Source organism: Verrucomicrobiaceae bacterium (assembly GCA_016713035.1).
Classification (GTDB): Bacteria; Verrucomicrobiota; Verrucomicrobiia; order Verrucomicrobiales; family Verrucomicrobiaceae; genus Prosthecobacter.
On record JADJPW010000011.1, the window covers coordinates 97,377 to 115,508 of the forward strand.

The following is an 18,132-nucleotide window of genomic DNA, read 5'->3' on the forward strand; positions in this document are numbered from 1 at the left end:
GGAGAGAGACGGAGCTTATTGCTCCATCCGGTAGCTGACCGTGGCGGCCACGGAGGTCTGGCCAGCGTAAGAATACTGGAGAGCACCATTATTAAGGCTCACATACTTGGCGGCACCTTTGATGTCTTCCTCGCTCAGTCCTGGGACTGAAAAGCTGCGTCCTTTGAGCGATCCACGGGTGACCACGCCACCACGGCTGACGGCTCGTAAAATGTCTTCTAGACTGTCTCCACGGACGAAGTCGAGTCCAGCAGCCTGCGCCATCACACTCGTGGAGACGAGTTCCTGGGCATTGCGACGATCGCGTGCGGCATAGAATCCATCATCCGTGCTCATCATGGGGACGGCGATGGAGGCTAAGATGCCAATGAAAGCGACTACCATGAGCATTTCGAAGAGGCTGAAGCCCTTCTGAAGGTTAGTGCGATGGGAGTGGATGGCTGTTTTCATTGTTTTCTCGTGTGTGCCGCTAGATTATGATAATTAAACTGCACTTGCAAGAGTTTTGTTATCAAAATTTCATTTTTTATCACATATTGCTCTCAATGCTGATAAAAACGTAAAGTGTAAAATAAATAACTCTTAACTTTTGGCCTTTGGAGTGTGAATAATCTAATTACTAGATATGAGGTGATCTCTAGAGCGCTGATTCCAAGTTCTCACATCTAGTGTAACTTACGATTTTTATGGATCGTGATACCGCGGCGAGAGTTCCAGGAGCTCCTGAAATGGAATTGTTCACTTTTTGGTTCGAGCGTTTTGACCGCCCGCATGGCCCACCTCGGCCCTCAGTCGATCTTCTTTTGGAACCAAGCGAGGTATTCTCTGTTTCCATCGGTGCCCTGGAGACTGGACTCGACGATGCCGCGCCATTCGAGCTCGGGAATGGAGCGGACAAAGGTCTCGATCTTGTCGCAGGCTTTTTGGTGAAGGGCTGGCTCGCGGACGATGCCGCCTTTGCCGACCTCCTCGCGGGAGAGCTCAAATTGGGGTTTTACGAGCACCACGGCTTGCCCACCGGGCCTCAGGACACTCAGTGCTGCGGGTAATACGAGTGTGAGGGAAATAAAGGAGACGTCCGCTACGAGGATGTCCACCTCCTCACCGACATCGGCGGGCTGGAGGTGGCGGACGTTGGTTTTTTCCCGGCTGATGACGCGGGGGTCGCTGCGGAGCTTCCAGACGAGCTGGTTGGTGCCGACATCGAAGGCGAAGACTTTTTTCGCACCGCGCTGGAGGAGGCAGTCGGTAAAGCCACCAGTGGAGGCGCCGACGTCTAGCGCGGTGAAGCCCGTGACGTCGATTTGGAAGGCCTCCAGGGCACCTTCGAGCTTCAATCCGCCGCGTGAGACGAATTTGGGAGGTTGGCGGAGGATGATTTGCTCGCCCTCACGGACTTCCCAGCCGGGCTGGGTGATGCGGCGGTCGCCGATGCGCACTTCGCCCGCGAGAATGAGCCTTTTGGCCTGCTCACGTGAGGGGACGAGCCCCAGGCGCAGCATGGCTAAATCGAGTCGCTCCCTGGGCATGAGATGGGGTCTGAGAAAGGCGGGGCTGCGCTCAGGGTTTGGTGACCGGCAGGATGAGCTCATCGCCGGCTTCAAGGGTGACGCCGGGGAGATTCCGCTTCACGTCGATGTCCGCTACGGCTTCCGCTTCCTCGATGACATCGCTGATGAGCACGCGCCCGATGACGCCATCTCCACGGCGGATGTCGAAGGCTTGGCCTTGGGTGAGTTTTTTATTTTTCCCGGCATTGATGATCACAAAGCCTTTTTCGAGCTCCACGGTGGTGATGCGGGCGACGACGGCCATGCCGAGGACTTGTTTTTGCAGCGCAGTGAGCTGGGCGGGGGCGGTGGGCACGGCGGGGGTCCCCGGTAGCTGGGGTGGTGGGGCGGGCTCTGTCACGCGGTCATTGCTCACGGGCTCGAAGCTGCTGGCACGCTTTGGATAGGCTGCTTCTAGCGCGGCGATCTTTTTGCGCTGGTATTCGAGTTCTTCGCGTTGGCCTTTGGCGGCCAAATTGCCCTCCCAGGCTAGGTAGCCAGTGATGCAGACGAGCAGAGCCATCAGGGCGAGAGCGAAATGAGTCATTTTCATGTTGGTGGGATGCTAGGTCGCTTTTTTGCCGCTGGCAAGGATCACACCAGATAGGGATTGCTCACTCGCTCTGCACCGATGGTGGTATCGCCTCCATGGCCGGGGAAAACGCGGGTATCATCCGCTAGCGGCAGTAGCTTTTCCTGGATGCCACGGATGAGCCTGCTGGTCGATCCACCAGGTAGATCTGTGCGGCCCACACTGCCCGCGAACAACACATCGCCACCGAAGAGGAGCTTTTCCGCCTCCCAGTGGAAACAGACGCTATCTAGTGAATGCCCTGGCACATGGTATAGCCTCCAATCGACTCCACAGGCCGTCACAAGCGACTTTGAGCTCAAAATCTCATCCACCTCATAGGCAGGTACGTTGATCTGGGTGCCCATGAAGGCATTGAAAAGCCCCTCTAGCGTCAACTGGGGCGAAAAGGGCTCCCAGGCCACCACACGGCAGCCATGCGCTGCTTTGAGGGCTGCCACGTCCATCACATGATCAAAGTGCTGATGGGTGAGAAACAGCACATCCACATGGATTTTGCGCTCTCGGAGCCACTCGGCCACTCCTTCTGGCGCATCGACGAGCAGCGTTCCACCGGGCAAAGTAAAAAGATGGGAATTCGTCTCAGCGATGCCACCTGTGTAGATCTGGATGTTTGTCATGGGTCTCGAATTGCTGGAAACCGGTGGACAATTCAAGGCGGAAACGGCACAATTCCCGCGCTAAAACCCCCACGCGGCACGTTATACCCTCTTTAAGGAAGCCCATGATTGCCAAACCCTCGTCTTTTCTCGCCCTCGCAGCAGCGGCGGCCCTCTCTTTCTCCTCCTACTCGCGGGCTGAAGATCCGAATTTCGGCCAGGTGGCCATGCATGTGGCCTACATGCTCCAAAACCACCACTACTCCCATCGCGACTTCGATGATGCCATGTCCAAGGACATGCTGGCGAACTTTCTCGACCTCATCGACTTCCGACACACCTTTTTCACCCAGGAGGACGTGGATGGCTTCCGCGAGAAGTATGACACCACGCTGGATGACCACCTCCTGATGCGCAACATCAGCCCCGCGCTCGAAATTTACGAGGTCTTCAAGCAGCGCGTGAAAGAACGCGTCGATTTCGCCAAAAAAGCACTCAAGGAACAGAAGTTCACCTTTGACTCCGGGCGTGTCGTCGAGCTGAAGCGTGACAAAGCACCTTGGCCCAAGAACAAGCAAGAAGCCGACAAGCTCTGGCTCGACATCATCGAGGAAAACCTCCTCCAGGAGCGCATCTCCGATGATGCCAAAGCACGCGAGAAAGCTAAAAAAGCCGCTAAAGCCAAAGCTGAAGGCAAACCCGAGCCCAAAGTGGCCGAGGAGGCTAAAAAGGAGAAAAGCGACGATGATCTCCCCCCCGCCGAACGCGTGGCCAAAGACTATGACCGCCTGCTCGAAGTCACCAACGAAAACGACAACGAGGACACGGTGAACTTTTTCCTCTCCTCCCTGGCCACCGCCTATGATCCGCACACCGAGTACATGAGCACCGATGAGCGTGATAGCTTCAATCAGCACATGACGCACAAGCTGGTGGGCATCGGAGCCCTGCTCCAAACCAAAGACGACGCCGCAGAGATCCAGGGCATCGTCGTCGGTGGCCCAGCCGATAAAGAAGGCTCTCTGAAGCTCAACGACCGCATCATCGCCGTCGCCCAGGGCGAAGCCGAATTCGTCGATGTGAAGTACCTCAAGCTGCAAAAAATCGTCAACATGATCCGTGGCGACATCGGCAGCACCGTGCGCCTGAAAGTCATCACCGCAGCAGACCCCACGGGTGCCCCGAAAATCATCACCATCGTGCGTGAGGAAGTGCCTCTGAAGGAAAAACTCGCCAACGCAGAAATGCTGGTCACGCCGCCCGAGTTCGGGCCGCAATTCAAGCTCGGCTGGATCAATCTTTCCAACTTCTACGGCGATATGGAGCGTGGCGAAATCAGCGCCAGCACCGATGTGGAGCGGCTCCTGCGCCGCCTCATGAAGGAAGGCATCCAGGGCCTCGTCTTTGACCTCCGTGACAATGGCGGTGGCTCCCTCGATGAAGCAGTGAAGCTCACCGGCCTCTTTGTGCCGCAGGGCCCCGTCGTCCAAGCAAAGGACTGGCGCGGCAGCATCACCTGGAAAGACAGTGAAGGTGATAAACCCGTCTATGACGGCCCGATGATCGTCCTCACCAATAAAGCCTCTGCCTCCGCCTCTGAGATTCTCGCTGCCGCGCTCCAGGATTACCGCCGGGCCGTGGTCATCGGAGACAGCTCGACCTTTGGTAAAGGCACCGTGCAGACCATCCTCGATGTGGCTCGTTACATGCCCTTTTTCAGCAAAAAAGACCGCGCAGGCTCGCTCAAAGTAACCATCCAGAAATTCTACCGCATCGCGGGTGGCTCCACTCAGCTCAAAGGCGTCATCCCAGACATCACGCTGCCCAATCGCTATGATGTCCTCGATATCGGTGAAGACGCAGCGAAAAACCCACTGCCCTACGACAACATCGAGTCCCGCCCCTTCAAAGCCGTGCGCAAAGACGCCCTGCCTATTGACTCGCTCCGCACGGCCTCTCAAGCCCGCGTCACGGCCAATGCCGAATTCCAGATCATCCAAGAGGACGCCAAGCGCCTCAAAGAACGCCTCGATAAAAATACGGTCACTCTCAACCTCGCCGAGCGTGAAAAGGAACGCCTCGAAACAGAAGCACGTCGCGAAAAAATCACCGAAGACCGCTCCAAGCGCACCAAGGAAGTCGCAGACCGCCTTAAAGACCAAGGATTCAAAATCTATCGCCTCACGCTCGATAACGTGGATAGCCCAGAGCTCGTCCTCGAATCCACCTTCACCAAGGAGCAGAATACCGGCATGCGAACCGCTAAAAAGGAAGATGAAGAAGAAGAGACCGCCTCTGACGGCTCCAAATTCCCCTATGGTGTCGAGCCCGTGAAATTTGAAACCGTTCAGGTCCTACGTGACCTCATCCAGCACGAGCAAAAGCTGACCACCGCCGTCAAGCCAACAGACCCCGCCCCCACCAAGCCACAGGCCCAGTAAGCTAGATCCTTCTCTGAAGCTCCACCTCCAGCGGCGAAAACGTTTGCCACCTAGAGGGCAGAGTTGCTAGGTTCCTGCGCTTCCCTCATCCGCGCCCTTTTTTTGCTCTATGCAGTTCTATTTCCCCACTCATCTGAATCTCGGTAACGAACACAGCGAAGGCTTTCACCAGGAGCTCCTGCGTGGCCTCACTCACAAGCTCAATAACTTGCTCGCCGTCATTCAGGGATTCAGCAGCCTCATCCTCATGGCCGATGATCTCGATCCCAGTGTGATGGAAAACATGCAGCATATCAAAGAGGCATCCACCGGTGTCGGAGGACTCAGTGAGCGCATCCGCGCTGCTGGCGGCTGTGCCAAGCTCAGCCCGCAATCCCTCTCGCTGAATGACTACCTGGGAGCAGTGGAGACCTCACTCATGGACCCCTCCCAGAAAAACGGCGTCGTTCTGGAGGCCGATGTGCAGCCCGGCTTACCGCCCGTCGTGGTGGACCCCAGCAAATTCAAAGAACTCCTCCTAGAGCTCCTCAAAAATGCCGCTGAAGCCGCCCAAAAAGGCGGAGGACGCTGTGCCCTGAAAATCTGTGGCCCAGGCACCATCACACCTGCGGAGCAACGCCGCGTGGACATCCTCGTGAGCAATACTGGCTCCACTATCCCGCCGGAAAAGATGCAGGACATCTTCCGCCCCTTTCACGGCTCCAAACCCAGCCACCACCTCGGGCTCGGGCTCACCATCGCTGCCATGCTAGCCCACCAAATGGGTATGCAGCTCGGAGTCGCCTCTGAAAACAACACCACGACCTTCTGGCTCAGTTGCCCGACTGCTTGAAGAAGCCAGATCGTCAGGCCTTTCTGACTTTCCATCCATAATTATGCGCAAACACTGCGCTGGACGACGCAGCATGCCGAACGGAACATGCGCGAGCATGTCCAAATGGAGGCCAGATCGTATGAAACACCTGCTTTTACTCCTCGCTCTCGTTTTCACCACACTCACTGCCACCACACAGGCAGAGACCATCAGCACACTGCGCGGCAAAAAGTACCTTGGCTGCAAAGTCGTCCGTGTGCATCCAGACGGCATCTCCTTTACGCATAATAGTGGAGCAGCGAAAATCCTCTTCACCGATCTGCCGTCCTCCATGCGCAGCAAATACGGATATAGTCCGCGCAAAGCCGCTGAGTACACCCGCAAGCTCGCCGATGCACGCAAAGCCGCCGCAGAGAAACGCCGCATCGCCGAAGAAAAAGCCAGCAAAGAAGCTGAAGCGGCCGAGTTCGAGGCCTTCATGAATGAGCACCGCGAAAACATGCGTCTCTTTGCCGAGGCACAGCAGCGTGCCCAGGCGCAGATGCAGGCCCAGGGAGCGGCTTGGCCCGTCGGGAACCTCACCGCAGTCACCGCATACCCGAATGTCTTCATCCCAGAGTTGCCGCCCATCCACGGCCCCGTCGTCGATGGAAAGGATGTCGTAAAGCACCGCCACGGCTGGGATAACATCGGCATCAATCCACTCGTCTATGGCTCCAGCGGCTACTATGTGCCCCCCAGTGGTGGACATGCCTTTTACCCACCTGTATGGCCCGCGCTCGGCTATGCACGCCCAGGTTATGGCATCTCTTACGGCGTCCAGGGCCAGGTAGGCCTGGGAGGCGGTGTACAGCTCGGAGTCGGAGTGCGCGGACGTGTCACCGGCCGCTTCGGGCGTTGAGCTGGCGTAGGGATGGCTTCCCCCATCAGCGCCATACTTTGCCCACATGGTTCATGTTCACCGCAATGTAGCATCACTTGGTTCTGCGGGTTCGAGTGAAGTGCTACGGTAAGCCAGACTATTTTTATATCCGACTTATAAGTCGATGAACATAAGATCACTAAAAATAGGCATTGTGTTTGTACCTCAAAACAAACTAAACTCACAAAACCACAACCACATGCCTATGCAATACACGAGCCCACTCCCACTCCTCCTCGCTGGAATAGCGTTTTGCACACAGGCTTTCGCGGGAGGGCCTGTCGCTAGCATCGCGAACTCTGCAAACGCCTCCATTGTTGATCCCGCTGTATCTGGTCCAAATGGCAAGATCGAAGGCATCTATGGAGCGATCAATAGCAACTATCTGCGTGGTGGAGCTGCTAGCTTCTCGCTACCTATGGGCCAACACTATGGCGCACAGATCGACGCGAGCTATCTTCGAGCATTTGAAGCGGACATCTATGGAGCTGGGGGGCACTTCTTCACCCGCAATCCAGCGAAAGGCCTTTTCGGTCTGGCTACCGGCTTCCAGCACAGCACCGACTTTACAGATGTGCTCGTCGGATTCGAAGGTGAGCTCTACCTTCGCCGACTGACGCTAGGTGCCTTTGTCGGTTACAATCACGCTGACTTACATGTCATTCCAGGCTTGATCCCAAACCTAGCGACCCAGATAGATTTTGTAGCTGTTCGGTTGTTCGCCACGGCTTATCTCACAGAAAACCTCGCCCTGACGGCGGAATACCAAAATCGTTTCGAGCGGAATTTCTACCTCGCTCGTTTAGAGTATCTCACACCCATCAAGGGCATGGCCGTCTTTGTCGAAGGCGGCCTCGGTTATAATGATCACAAGTACATCATGGGTGGCTTGCGCTTCTACCTCGGTGGCAGTGGCTCACTCATCCACCGCCATCGTAATGATGACCCAGCCAACATCAATTCGGTGTTCACTGGCACTCACGGAGCAGCCCTCAGCAATACAAGGCCGACATCCGGCGCAGGAGGTCCTCCGCCACCCCCGCCGCCTCCCCCACCGTGAGGCCCGTATCTCGTTTCCTTCATAGAAAGCTCCGCAAAACTGCGGAGCTTTTTTTTGGCCACTGCCCAGTTTCAGCCACGCATAAAAATAGTGGCCAAACTCGAATGGAGGTCTGCTAAAAGCCATTTACGCGGAAAATCACCACCCTTGAAAAGGTGCCGCAGTGTCTTCGAGGGCACTATGGGTGCTTTTTCGAGCTCGGAGGGCTTGGTTACTTTATGAGGAGACGTAGAAGAATCGCTGGATTTGCTTTTCTTCTCCATAAGTATGCCTCCAACTGCGATGTGAGGCCGCCTGCCGCCTTGGCTGCCGCTTTGCGGGTTCTTCGACCACCCTAATCATGCCCTTTAAAATCTCCATCATCACCAGTTCCCGGATCGGCGCGGATCGTGCCGCACTCGATTGGGCTCTCGCAAATGAAATGCCACACGGCGGCTGGTGCCCAGCGGGGATGCTCGCGAGCGATGAGCCACTGGACCCGAAATATCGGCTCAAAGAAACCGCCACAGAGGCCCCGCTGGAGAGCGTGGAGTCGAACGTGCGTGACTCCGATGCCACCGTGGTCTTTACCCTGGGGCCAAAGGCTACCGGGCCTGCCCAAAAGGCCGTTTCCTACTCCAAGAAGCAGAAAAAACCCGTGCTGCATGTCCACCGTGCTGTGCTGGGTGCATCGGAGCGTGTCGTCGAGTTCCTCGATAAGCACTACATCCGCCGTCTGCATGTCACTGGCACCGCAGAGGCCGAGGAGGCTGGTGTGGGCGGTTTTGTCACCATGACGCTCGACCGTGTGAAATCGACCATCGACCGCCGTCCAGGCTGATGGCCCTCACCCGCCGCCTTTGATCATGCGTCTCGTCATCCAACGCGTGTCCGAAGCCTCTGTCACCATCGACGGAGCCATTACGGGCCAGATCGGCTCTGGATTGCTCATTCTCTGTGGTATTGAGGCCGTGGATACCGAGGAAGATGCCACTTGGCTGGTGCAGAAAGTCACGCAGATGCGCATCTTCGGCGATGCAGATGGGAAAATGAACCTCAGCGTCAAAGACACCGGTGGTGGCATCCTGGTGATCAGTCAGTTCACCCTGCATGCCAGTACGAAAAAGGGCAATCGCCCCAGTTTCATCCGTGCGGCGAGGCCCGAGCAGGCCATACCGCTCTACGAGCGCTTCCTCTCGCTGCTGGAGGCCGAGCTCGGTCGCCCTGTCGCTCGTGGCATTTTCGGAGCGGATATGAAAGTCGCCCTCATCAATGATGGCCCCGTGACGATCTGCATCGACTCGCAGGCGCGGGAGTGAGCCCCTGGCAGCAGTGCTTACGCATGAAATGACGAAATGAACCTGGAACAAATCAAACAGGTGACAGGATTAACAAGATTACAGGATTATGCAGGATTTATCCTGGGAAACTCGGTCTGGTCACGGCGATTTCAAAGCTCTGCCCTTGCTGATGTTAAGCCGCTATCAAGTTACAAGCCGTTAATCCTGCATAATCCTGAAAATCTTGTTAATCCTGTCCTCATTTCTATCTGTACAATTGCATCATTTTGGTGCGCAAGCCCTGCCCTGGCAGGCCGTGGCATGGACCACATCTTGACCTGCCTGCCCGTCTGCGGCATGACAGCCGCCCCCTCTCATGCCCAACGAAGCCCAAATCGCCCGCCGCCGCTCCTTCGCGATCATTTCGCACCCGGACGCCGGTAAAACGACGCTCACCGAAAAGCTCCTCCTCTATGGCGGTGCCGTCGCACTCGCTGGCAGCGTGACCGCTCGCAAAAACCAGCGTGCCACCACTTCCGACTGGATGGAGCTGGAAAAGCAGCGCGGCATTTCCGTCAGCTCCACCGTGCTCCAGTTCGAGTATAAAGATAGCATTGTGAACCTACTCGACACGCCGGGTCACAAAGACTTCTCCGAGGACACCTACCGCGTGCTCACCGCCGTGGATGCCGCCATCATGGTGATCGATGCCGGTAAAGGGATCGAGGCGCAAACACGCAAGCTCTTCGAAGTCTGCCGCCGCCGTGGCGTGCCCATCTTCACCTTCATGAACAAGCTCGACCGGCCCGCCCGCGAGCCTTTGACGTTGCTCGATGAGCTAGAGACTGTCCTCGGCATCGGTGCCTGCGCCATCAATTGGCCCCTCGGACTCGGCCAGCAGTTCCGTGGCGTCTATGACCGCATCAAGCATGACGTGCATCTCTTTGAACGCACCGCACATGGTGCCTACCGCGCTCCAGAGAAAGTCGGCGGCTTGGATGACGACTTCGTGGCCAAACACATCGCCAGCGATGCGCTGGAGCAGGCCAAAATGGAGATCGAAATGCTCGAAGGTGCCGGCCATGCCTACGATCGCAAAAAGATCGACCGTGGAGAGCTCACGCCCGTCTTCTTCGGCAGTGCGAGCAACAACTTCGGCGTGCAATTGCTCCTCGATGGCTTCCTCGATCTCGCTCCACCGCCTGCGCCGCGCATGTCCGCCGATGGCCGTATCATCGAGCCGACTCAGGAGGCCTTCTCCGGCTTCGTTTTTAAAATCCAGGCAAACATGGACCCGCGTCACCGCGACCGCATGAGCTTCATCCGCATCGTCAGCGGCAAGTTCGAGCGTGACATGCAGGTCACACACACTCGCACTGGCAAAACCGTGCGCCTCGCCAATTCGCAGAAGCTTTTCGCCCAGGACCGCGAGACCGTGAACGAATCCTACGCCGGTGACGTCGTCGGCATCGTCGGCAATTACGGCTTCGGCATCGGCGACACGCTTTCCACCGATCCGAAGCTCAAATACGACGAAATCCCGCGCTTCGCCCCGGAAGTCTTCGCTTTCCTGCACAACCCCAGCACCGCCCACTTCAAGCGCTTCCGCGAAGGCCTGGAGCAGCTCCTCAGCGAAGGTGTCGTGCAGCAATTCATCCAGCCACACGCGGGCCAACGCGTGCCACTCCTCGGTGCCGTCGGCCCCTTGCAGTTCGAAGTCGTGCAATACCGCCTGGAGAGCGAGTACAACGCCACTAGCCGCCTCGAACAAGCTCCCTACACCGTCCTGCGCTGGGTGCGCACGAAGGATGGCGGCAGCATCGAGGACTTCGACATCCCTGGTGGCGTCACCACCGCCCAGGACGCCGAAAATCGCTGGGTCGTCTTCTTCAGCGACCAATGGGCCATCAACTACTTCGAGCGCCGCAATCCCAACGCAGAGCTCTCCGAGATCCCGTGGGACGAGGTGGACAAAGCCGCCGCCGCCGCTGCTGCTGCATGAGCCGAGTGCAGCGACTTCGCTGGATGCATCGTCATGCGATGCGTTTTTCCATCACGTAATCATCCATCACAAAACCGCCGCCGATGTCCGTGACGACATCCCCAGCGAAGGAGAAGCCCGCACGCAGATACGCACGGATCGCTGTGGCATTGTGTTTATTCACCCGCAGCCGCACCTGCGTGCAGCCTTGCTCCACCGCACGTTGCGCAGCCCAATCTAGCGCCGCAGCCCCTAGACCGCGTCCATGCATCGTGGGCCGCAGATAGAGCTTATTGATGAAGAGCACGGGCTCACCGCTCACTCGCTCAAAGCTCAGATAGCCCACCGCGCCATGCTCCTGCACCTCCATGAGGGCGAACCACACTCCGCGCTCGGCCATCTCTGCCGCCATGACGCGGGTATCATACCAGTGGCCCAGCATGTAGTCGATCTGTGCCACCGGGATGATGCCGGGGTAGCAGGCATGCCAGATCTCATGGGCGAGCGTCTGGATGATGGATAATTCCTCCCACAGGATGCGGCGGATACGGGTGACAGGCGGCGCAGGTGCTGCGGGCAGTAGCGGCAGCCATTCTGCCAGATCCGCCGCAGGCAGATGCGCCTCGATCTCGCTCCGCACAGGCTCCACGATGCCCTCCGCGCGGATTTGCACATGATCCGCTGGGAATTCCGCCTCCGGCAGCAGCAGCCGTGCGAGCTGCCAGCAGGCCCACGCACGCCACACGCGGAGTTCACGCTGCGGCTCATTCATCCGCGTGGCGTAATGCTGCCAATGCCGACGCGGATTGCCGATGAAGCTGCCCACGGGCCGATTCGCCAGCATCCACGCGATGGCGCGGTACGGCGGCGGAGCCGAGGCAGCCTCTGGCGGCACCGAGAGAGCTCGATTCAGCAGCAGCAGGCTTTTCGCTGGAAAACCGGCCATCCACAGGCTCTGCGCATACAGCAGGCATGTCGCGTGAAAGGCCGCCCCACGCTCCGCCCCCAGCGCCGTGATGTCTGCCGCCGTGTACTCGCGTGCGGGTACAGGGAGATACGGGCAAGGCAGCAGATTCATCAGCAGAGGAAAAGAGGAATTGAGAAAACAGACATGCAAAAGAAGGATGGCGCAATGATTGCCGCTGCTACCGCTGCTGAACTGAAAACCGCCCTCGCTGCCAAAGCGCGGGAACTGGGCTTCGATGACTGCCGCGTGGCCGTCGCCGCACCTGCGGCCCACCGTGCCCTCTATGAGTCCTGGATCAGCCAGGGCATGCACGGCGACATGGCCTGGATGGCGCGGAATGTGGAGCGCCGCAGTGATCCACGCCTCGTGCTGGAGGGGGCCAGGAGCATCATCGTCCTCGCATTCAGCTACTACCAAGGCCCAGGGCCGCAGAACGACTGGAAAATCGCCCGCTACGCCTGGAATGACGATTACCACGACCTCATCGAAAAAAAGCTCCGCCAGCTCGAAGACTTCCTCACCGCCCACGGCGGCACCCAGCGGCGCTACGTCGATACAGGGCCCATTTTGGAGCGTGACTTCGCTAGTGAGGCCGGGCTCGGCTGGGGTGGCAAGAGCACCATGCAGATCCACCGCCGCATGGGCACCTGGTTCTTCCTCGCAGACATCCTCACCACCCTCGATCTCCCGCCCGATCCGCCCGCACGCGATCTCTGCGGAAAATGCACCCGCTGCATCGACGCCTGCCCCACCCAGGCCATCCTGGCACCGCGCCGGCTCGATGCCCGCCGCTGCATCTCCTACCTCACCATCGAAAACAAAGGCCCCATCCCCCTAGAGTTCCGCCGCGCCATCGGTGGCCGCGTCTATGGCTGTGACGACTGCCTCGATGCCTGCCCGTGGAACCGTTTCGCGCAAATCTCCCACGAGGCGACCTTCCAGGCCCGTGAAAGCGTCTTCCGCATGCCCTTGCGAGATTTTCTCCAGCTCGATGACGACGCCTTTCGCGCCCTTTTCGCCAAATCACCCATCAAGCGCATCAAACGCCCCGCTTTCCTGCGCAATGTCTGCGTCGCCCTCGGCAACATCGGCACCAGCGCCGATCTACCCGCCCTAGATGCCGCCACGCACGATCCGCATCCCCTCATCGCCGAGCACGCCACCTGGGCCGCCGCAGAAATCCGCGCCCGCACCGCCTGAGGCTCCCTCACGCACTCCGAATCGTCATTTCCCTTGCCCCGGTGTGCAAACCGTGTTCTCTCGCCCTCCAAATCCAACCCCTAATCAGCACACACTCATGAGCGAACGTCGCGTCGTCATCACCGGGATCGGAGTCGTCTCCCCCCTCGGCAACAACAAGGATGACTTCTGGAAAAATCTCGTCGCAGGAAAAAGCGGCATCCGTCGCATCCAGTCCATGGACACGGAGAAGTACGACTGCAAAATCGCCGGTGAAGTGGTCGATTTCGATCCCACGCCCTACTTCAACAACCACAAGGAAGCACGCCGTGCAGACCGCTTCTTCCAGCTCGCCATGGCCGCCTCCAAAATGGCCGCCAAAGACGCCGCGCTCAATCCAGACGCACTCGACCCGCACCGCATCGGCGTCATGGTCGGCAGCGGCATCGGTGGCCTCAGCACCATCGAGACCCAGTACGAGATCCTTTTGAACAAAGGCCCCGGCCGCGTCAGCCCCTTCCTCATCCCCATGATGATCACGAACATCGCCACTGGCATGATCGCGACCGAATTCGGCTTCATGGGCCCGAACATGTGCATCACCACCGCCTGCGCCACCTCGAACAACAACATCGGCGAAGCCTGGCGCATCATCAAATTCGGCGATGCAGACGCCATCATCTGCGGCGGCTCAGAGGCCTCCATCCGCCCCTGCGGCCTCTCCGGCTTCGGCAACATGAAGGCCCTCTCCATGCGCAATGATGAGCCCGAGCGTGCCTCCCGCCCCTGGGACATCGGCCGTGACGGCTTCGTCATGGGCGAAGGCGCCGGCGTCGTCGTCATCGAGGAGCTCGAGCACGCGAAGAAGCGTGGAGCCACCATCTACGCCGAGCTCGCCGGATACGGCGTCACCGCAGATGCCTACCACCTCACCGCACCGCATCCAGAAGGCCTCGGAGCCTCCAAATGCATGGAAATGGCCCTCCGCCACGCCAAGCTCAACGCCAACGAAGTCAGCTACGTCAACGCCCACGCCACCTCCACCCCCGTCGGTGACCTCTGCGAGCTCCGCGCCATCAAGCGCACCTTTGGCGAGTATGCGCAAAAAGGCCTCCTCGTCTCTGGCACCAAATCCATGACCGGGCATCTCCTCGGAGCCGCTGGCGGCATCGAGCTCGCCGCCTGCATCATGGCCCTGCGTGATCAGGTCGTCCCGCCCACCATCAACGTCGAAAACCTCGACCCCGAAGTCGATGTGGACATCTGCGCCAACACCGCCCGCCCCGCGAAACTCACCGCCGCCCTCAGCAACAGCTTCGGCTTCGGCGGCCACAACTCCGCGCTGCTGATCAAAAAGTTCGAGTAGAGCCCACCATCCCTCATCCGCCACCCAGCGCATAGCCCACACCGCGCACGGTGCGGATGAGCTTTTTATCGTGGTCTTTATCGATCTTGCTGCGCAGGCGCTGGATGTACACCTCCACTAAGTTCGTCTCTGGGTCCATGTTGTAGCCCCAGACGTGCTCATAAATTTGCATGCGGCCAAAAACCCGCCCTGGGCTGCGCATCAGGTGCTCCAGCAGCTCGAACTCACGCGTGCTCAGCTCGATGAGCTCGCCTGCACGGCTGACTTTGCGCTCCAGTAGGTCGATGGAGAGATCCTCCACGCGGAGGATGTGGCTCGTCTCACCCACCTTGCGCCGCGCCACCGTGCGCAGGCGTGCGGCCAGCTCCTCGACAAAGAAGGGCTTCGTCATGTAATCATCCGCGCCCAAATTCAGTCCCTCGATCTTCTCTGGCAGCGTGGAGCGTGCGGTGAGCAGGATCACCGGCACGCTGCTCCGTTTCTCACGCAGTCCACGCAGGATACTCAGGCCATCGCGGCCAGGGACCATGATATCGAGCACTAGCGCATCGTAGGGCACGCTGGTGGCCATCTCCCATGCCTCATCGCCATCACTCACGGCATCCACTTGGATGCCCTGCTCCTCCAGGCCCTTTTTGGCAAAGGAGAGGAGCTTCGATTGATCTTCGAGCAGCAGGATACGCATGGCAGGCGATCAGAAGCGCGGGTGCACTAGCAGGTCAAGGGCTGCGCCATCACGCTTTTGGCAGCACACGCACGATGAAGGCCTTCTTCGCGCCAAAGTACTTCGCGGCGACCTTTCGCAGCTTCTCCGCGTCGATGGAGGCCATGATAGCGGGCAGTTTTTGGAAATAACCCGCTCCCAGGCCGCTGATCTCATTCCACGCGAGGATGTCCGCCATCGCGCCATTGCCCTGCTGGCTGCGTAGCCAGTTGCTGCGCCATGCGGTGCGGGCTCGCTCGATCTCTGCGGTGGTGAGTCCGTTCTTCGCGAGGTCGTCGATCTGGGCCATCAGCTCCTTTTCCGCCAGCTTCGCCTTCGCCGGATCGGTGCCCAGGTAGAAGTAGAAAGCGCCCGCTCCCATCGCGGCGAAATTTTGTGCGCCCACATAATAAGCGAGGCCTAGCTCCTCGCGGATGCGGTTGAAGAGGCGGCTACCCATGTCGCTGCAGGCTTCGTCGATGAGTTGCAGCGCGGGGATGTCCTCATGCGCCAGTCCGACCGTGCGAAAACCCACGACGATGACGGCCTGCTCCTTCTCCAAGTGCTCGGTGAAGGCCGTAGGGGGCGATTTGGGCTCAAAAACACGGCTATGGGCCGCGTGGCGAGCTCCGCGTGGCAGTTTGCCCAGAGCGGCCTCGATCTGCTTTTTCACCACTACAGCCTTCACATCGCCAAACACGCTCACCACGCCATTTTGGGCAAAGAGGGCATTTTTGAGCGCTGCGCGGCAATCCGCGAGTTGCAGTGCGGAGACGCTTTTCTCCGTCCCCAGTGCGGTGCGGTGAAAAGGCTGCCCGGCAAAAATTTCACGCCGTGCCTTCCGCAGCGCCACGGTGAGTGGGTCCTCCTGCTCCTCCTGGATGCTGGCGATTTGGCGCTTCTTCACACCCGCTAGGCTAGCGACCGGCATGGTGTGATTTTGAATCAGATCCGTGATGAGTCCCAGCGCGGCCACCTCATCTCCACGCATGACTTCCGCGCCGAAGATGAAACGATGCGCATCCGCCGTGCAACTGAGCTGCCCGCCGCGATTCTCCAGCTCCGCAGCGATCTGTGCGGCGCTGCGCTTCCGCGTGCCCTTGAGCAGCATCTGGGCGGTGATCTGCGTCACCCCGGCATTCGTGTCCGTCTCCGCAGGCACGCCCGCGAGGAAATTCACACGCAGACTCACCAGCGGCAGCCGCGGATTTTCTCCGACGAAGAGTTTGAGACCATTTTTGAGCGTGAACTCATGGATCACTGGGGCACTGACATCGTCCGCTTTTTTGGCCACACCATTTGTCTCCACGTCTGGTCCGACGATGGCCGTGGTAAAGCCATCCGCAGGCAAATAGCGCCGTGCGGCATCGCGGATCATCTGTGGCGTCAGCTTGGCGATGGTGGCCAGATACTCACGCTGGTAATCGAGCCCGCCACTGAGTAACCAGCCATTGCCCAGCGAGCTGGCCTGCCCCTTCACCGTGCTCAGAGTGCGGATTTGGTGCCCCAGCGTCGCCCGCACGGCTTTTTCGAGCTCTGCTTTGCCTGGACCGCTATTTTGCATCTCCGCGATGACGCGGCGCATGCCACTTTTCACGGCCGTGAGGTCCCCCGGATTGCACTCTGCCTCCGTCATGAAAATGCCGCACTCCGCCGCGCACCACGCACCGGCCCAGACCGAGTGTGCGAGTGCTTTTTTCTCCCGCAGCTCTTGGTACAGCCGTGAGCTACGTCCGCTGCCTAGCAGGAAGGCTAGCACATCGAGCGCGGGCTTGTTCGCATGGCTTTCCCCAGGGATCTGCCAGCCAAACGCGATGCGTGTGAGGTCCGTGGCGAAGTTTTTTGCAGCGAAGCGCCCACTCTGCTGCCGCGGCTCATCGGGTAAGAGTGCAGGGTCATAAGCGCGGCGCTTCCAGGTGCCAAAGTGCCGCGTCACCTCCTCGATCACAGCCTCCGTCTTTACCGCACCCGCGATGACGATGAAGCTGTTGTTTGGCACGTAATGCTGCTGCACGAAGCCCGCCACATCCGCCCGTGTGATCTGATCAAACACCTCGCGGTGGCCGATGATCGGATGCCGCAGCGGATGCTGGCGGAATGCGGTGGAGAGGATCAAATGCTGCAGTGTGCTGCTCGCATCATCATGATCCATGGCCATCTCACGGCGGATCACATCCATCTCACGCGTCAGCTCCTCAGCGTCGATCTTGGAGTGCCGCACCATGTCTGCCAGGATGTCCAAGTAGCCATCCGTATGCTCTGCGAGTCCGTCGATCCAGTACACCGTGCGATTGAAGGTGGTGTAAGCATTCACATAGCCGCCGAGCCGCTGGATGCCCTGGCTGATCTCTGTCGCACTGCGTTTCTCCGTTCCTTTAAAAAGCATGTGCTCTACGCAGTGGGCGATCCCTGCACCCGTGTGCTGCTGCTCCTGCAAGCTGCCGGCTTTGATCCACACCTGCACACTCACCAACGGATGCGCCTGATCTTCACGCACGATGACCTCCAGCCCATTCGGCAGCGTCACCACCGCCGCCTGCGATGACGGCACAGCGAGTTTCGGAGCGGCGGAGATTTTTTTGGAAGAGCGGGCGGCGGGCATGAGGGCCTGCTACATGGCACGAGATGCCGTGAGGGCAAGGCTGGTTCCCTGCTCTCAGCGCCCTCTTCTCTGGTGCCGCGCCCCCCTCGCAATAGCC

The 18,132-nt window shown here is 59.1% G+C and carries 16 protein-coding genes; 9 read left to right on the forward strand and 7 right to left on the reverse strand.

Going from position 1 to position 18,132, the window contains the following annotated elements:
* Positions 1-15: 15 nt before the first annotated feature.
* The 4 genes from IPK32_23725 to IPK32_23740 all read right to left on the reverse strand — a co-directional run bounded on the left by IPK32_23725 (position 16) and on the right by IPK32_23740 (position 2,762).
* Positions 16-438: a prepilin-type N-terminal cleavage/methylation domain-containing protein gene (locus tag IPK32_23725; protein ID MBK8094894.1), complete on the reverse strand. Its 423-nt coding sequence runs from the start codon at positions 436-438 to the stop codon at positions 16-18.
* A gap of 350 nt (positions 439-788) precedes the next feature.
* On the reverse strand, positions 789-1,529 hold the full coding sequence (locus tag IPK32_23730; GenBank protein MBK8094895.1) for a TlyA family RNA methyltransferase: 741 nt from the start codon (positions 1,527-1,529) through the stop codon (positions 789-791).
* A gap of 31 nt (positions 1,530-1,560) precedes the next feature.
* Entirely contained in the window at positions 1,561-2,103 is a 543-nt protein-coding gene (locus IPK32_23735; GenBank protein MBK8094896.1) for a hypothetical protein, read from the reverse strand.
* 41 nt (positions 2,104-2,144) lie between these two features.
* The gene (locus tag IPK32_23740; GenBank protein ID MBK8094897.1) at positions 2,145-2,762 is read right to left on the reverse strand and encodes an MBL fold metallo-hydrolase; all 618 of its coding nucleotides are present in this window, start codon (positions 2,760-2,762) and stop codon (positions 2,145-2,147) included.
* 104 nt (positions 2,763-2,866) lie between these two features.
* Here IPK32_23740 and IPK32_23745 point away from each other — a divergent pair, with 104 nt between their 5' ends.
* The 7 genes from IPK32_23745 to IPK32_23775 all read left to right on the forward strand — a co-directional run bounded on the left by IPK32_23745 (position 2,867) and on the right by IPK32_23775 (position 11,239).
* A complete protein-coding gene (locus IPK32_23745) occupies positions 2,867-5,182 on the forward strand; it encodes a carboxy terminal-processing peptidase (GenBank protein MBK8094898.1) in 2,316 nt (771 codons plus the stop codon).
* Positions 5,183-5,291: 109 nt separating this feature from the next.
* Complete coding sequence (locus tag IPK32_23750) at positions 5,292-6,014, forward strand: HAMP domain-containing histidine kinase (GenBank protein ID MBK8094899.1); 723 nt, start codon at positions 5,292-5,294, stop codon at positions 6,012-6,014.
* Between the two features lie 121 nt (positions 6,015-6,135).
* Positions 6,136-6,897, forward strand: coding sequence for a hypothetical protein (locus IPK32_23755; GenBank protein MBK8094900.1), 762 nt, complete (start codon positions 6,136-6,138; stop codon positions 6,895-6,897).
* A 220-nt stretch (positions 6,898-7,117) separates the two neighbouring features.
* Positions 7,118-7,978, forward strand: coding sequence for a hypothetical protein (locus tag IPK32_23760; GenBank protein MBK8094901.1), 861 nt, complete (start codon positions 7,118-7,120; stop codon positions 7,976-7,978).
* A 337-nt stretch (positions 7,979-8,315) separates the two neighbouring features.
* Entirely contained in the window at positions 8,316-8,798 is a 483-nt protein-coding gene (locus IPK32_23765) for a hypothetical protein (protein ID MBK8094902.1), read from the forward strand.
* A 25-nt stretch (positions 8,799-8,823) separates the two neighbouring features.
* Complete coding sequence (locus IPK32_23770; protein MBK8094903.1) at positions 8,824-9,276, forward strand: D-tyrosyl-tRNA(Tyr) deacylase; 453 nt, start codon at positions 8,824-8,826, stop codon at positions 9,274-9,276.
* Positions 9,277-9,613: 337 nt separating this feature from the next.
* Positions 9,614-11,239 (forward strand): peptide chain release factor 3, encoded by a 1,626-nt coding sequence (locus IPK32_23775; GenBank protein MBK8094904.1) that lies wholly within the window; start codon positions 9,614-9,616, stop codon positions 11,237-11,239.
* A gap of 31 nt (positions 11,240-11,270) precedes the next feature.
* On the opposite strand, the gene IPK32_23780 is transcribed toward IPK32_23775, so the two are convergent.
* The gene (locus IPK32_23780; GenBank protein ID MBK8094905.1) at positions 11,271-12,296 is read right to left on the reverse strand and encodes a GNAT family N-acetyltransferase; all 1,026 of its coding nucleotides are present in this window, start codon (positions 12,294-12,296) and stop codon (positions 11,271-11,273) included.
* 54 nt (positions 12,297-12,350) lie between these two features.
* Between IPK32_23780 and queG the strand changes: the two genes are divergently transcribed.
* Both queG and fabF read left to right on the forward strand, forming a co-directional pair.
* Complete coding sequence (gene queG / locus IPK32_23785; GenBank protein ID MBK8094906.1) at positions 12,351-13,385, forward strand: tRNA epoxyqueuosine(34) reductase QueG; 1,035 nt, start codon at positions 12,351-12,353, stop codon at positions 13,383-13,385.
* A 97-nt stretch (positions 13,386-13,482) separates the two neighbouring features.
* Positions 13,483-14,730 (forward strand): beta-ketoacyl-ACP synthase II, encoded by a 1,248-nt coding sequence (fabF, locus tag IPK32_23790; protein MBK8094907.1) that lies wholly within the window; start codon positions 13,483-13,485, stop codon positions 14,728-14,730.
* Positions 14,731-14,743: 13 nt separating this feature from the next.
* Here fabF and IPK32_23795 read toward each other — a convergent pair whose 3' ends face one another.
* The gene (locus IPK32_23795) at positions 14,744-15,415 is read right to left on the reverse strand and encodes a response regulator transcription factor (GenBank protein MBK8094908.1); all 672 of its coding nucleotides are present in this window, start codon (positions 15,413-15,415) and stop codon (positions 14,744-14,746) included.
* A gap of 49 nt (positions 15,416-15,464) precedes the next feature.
* Positions 15,465-18,035 carry an insulinase family protein gene (locus IPK32_23800; GenBank protein ID MBK8094909.1) on the reverse strand — a complete coding sequence of 857 codons (2,571 nt, stop codon included), beginning with the start codon at positions 18,033-18,035 and terminating at the stop codon, positions 15,465-15,467.
* Positions 18,036-18,132 lie beyond the last annotated feature (97 nt).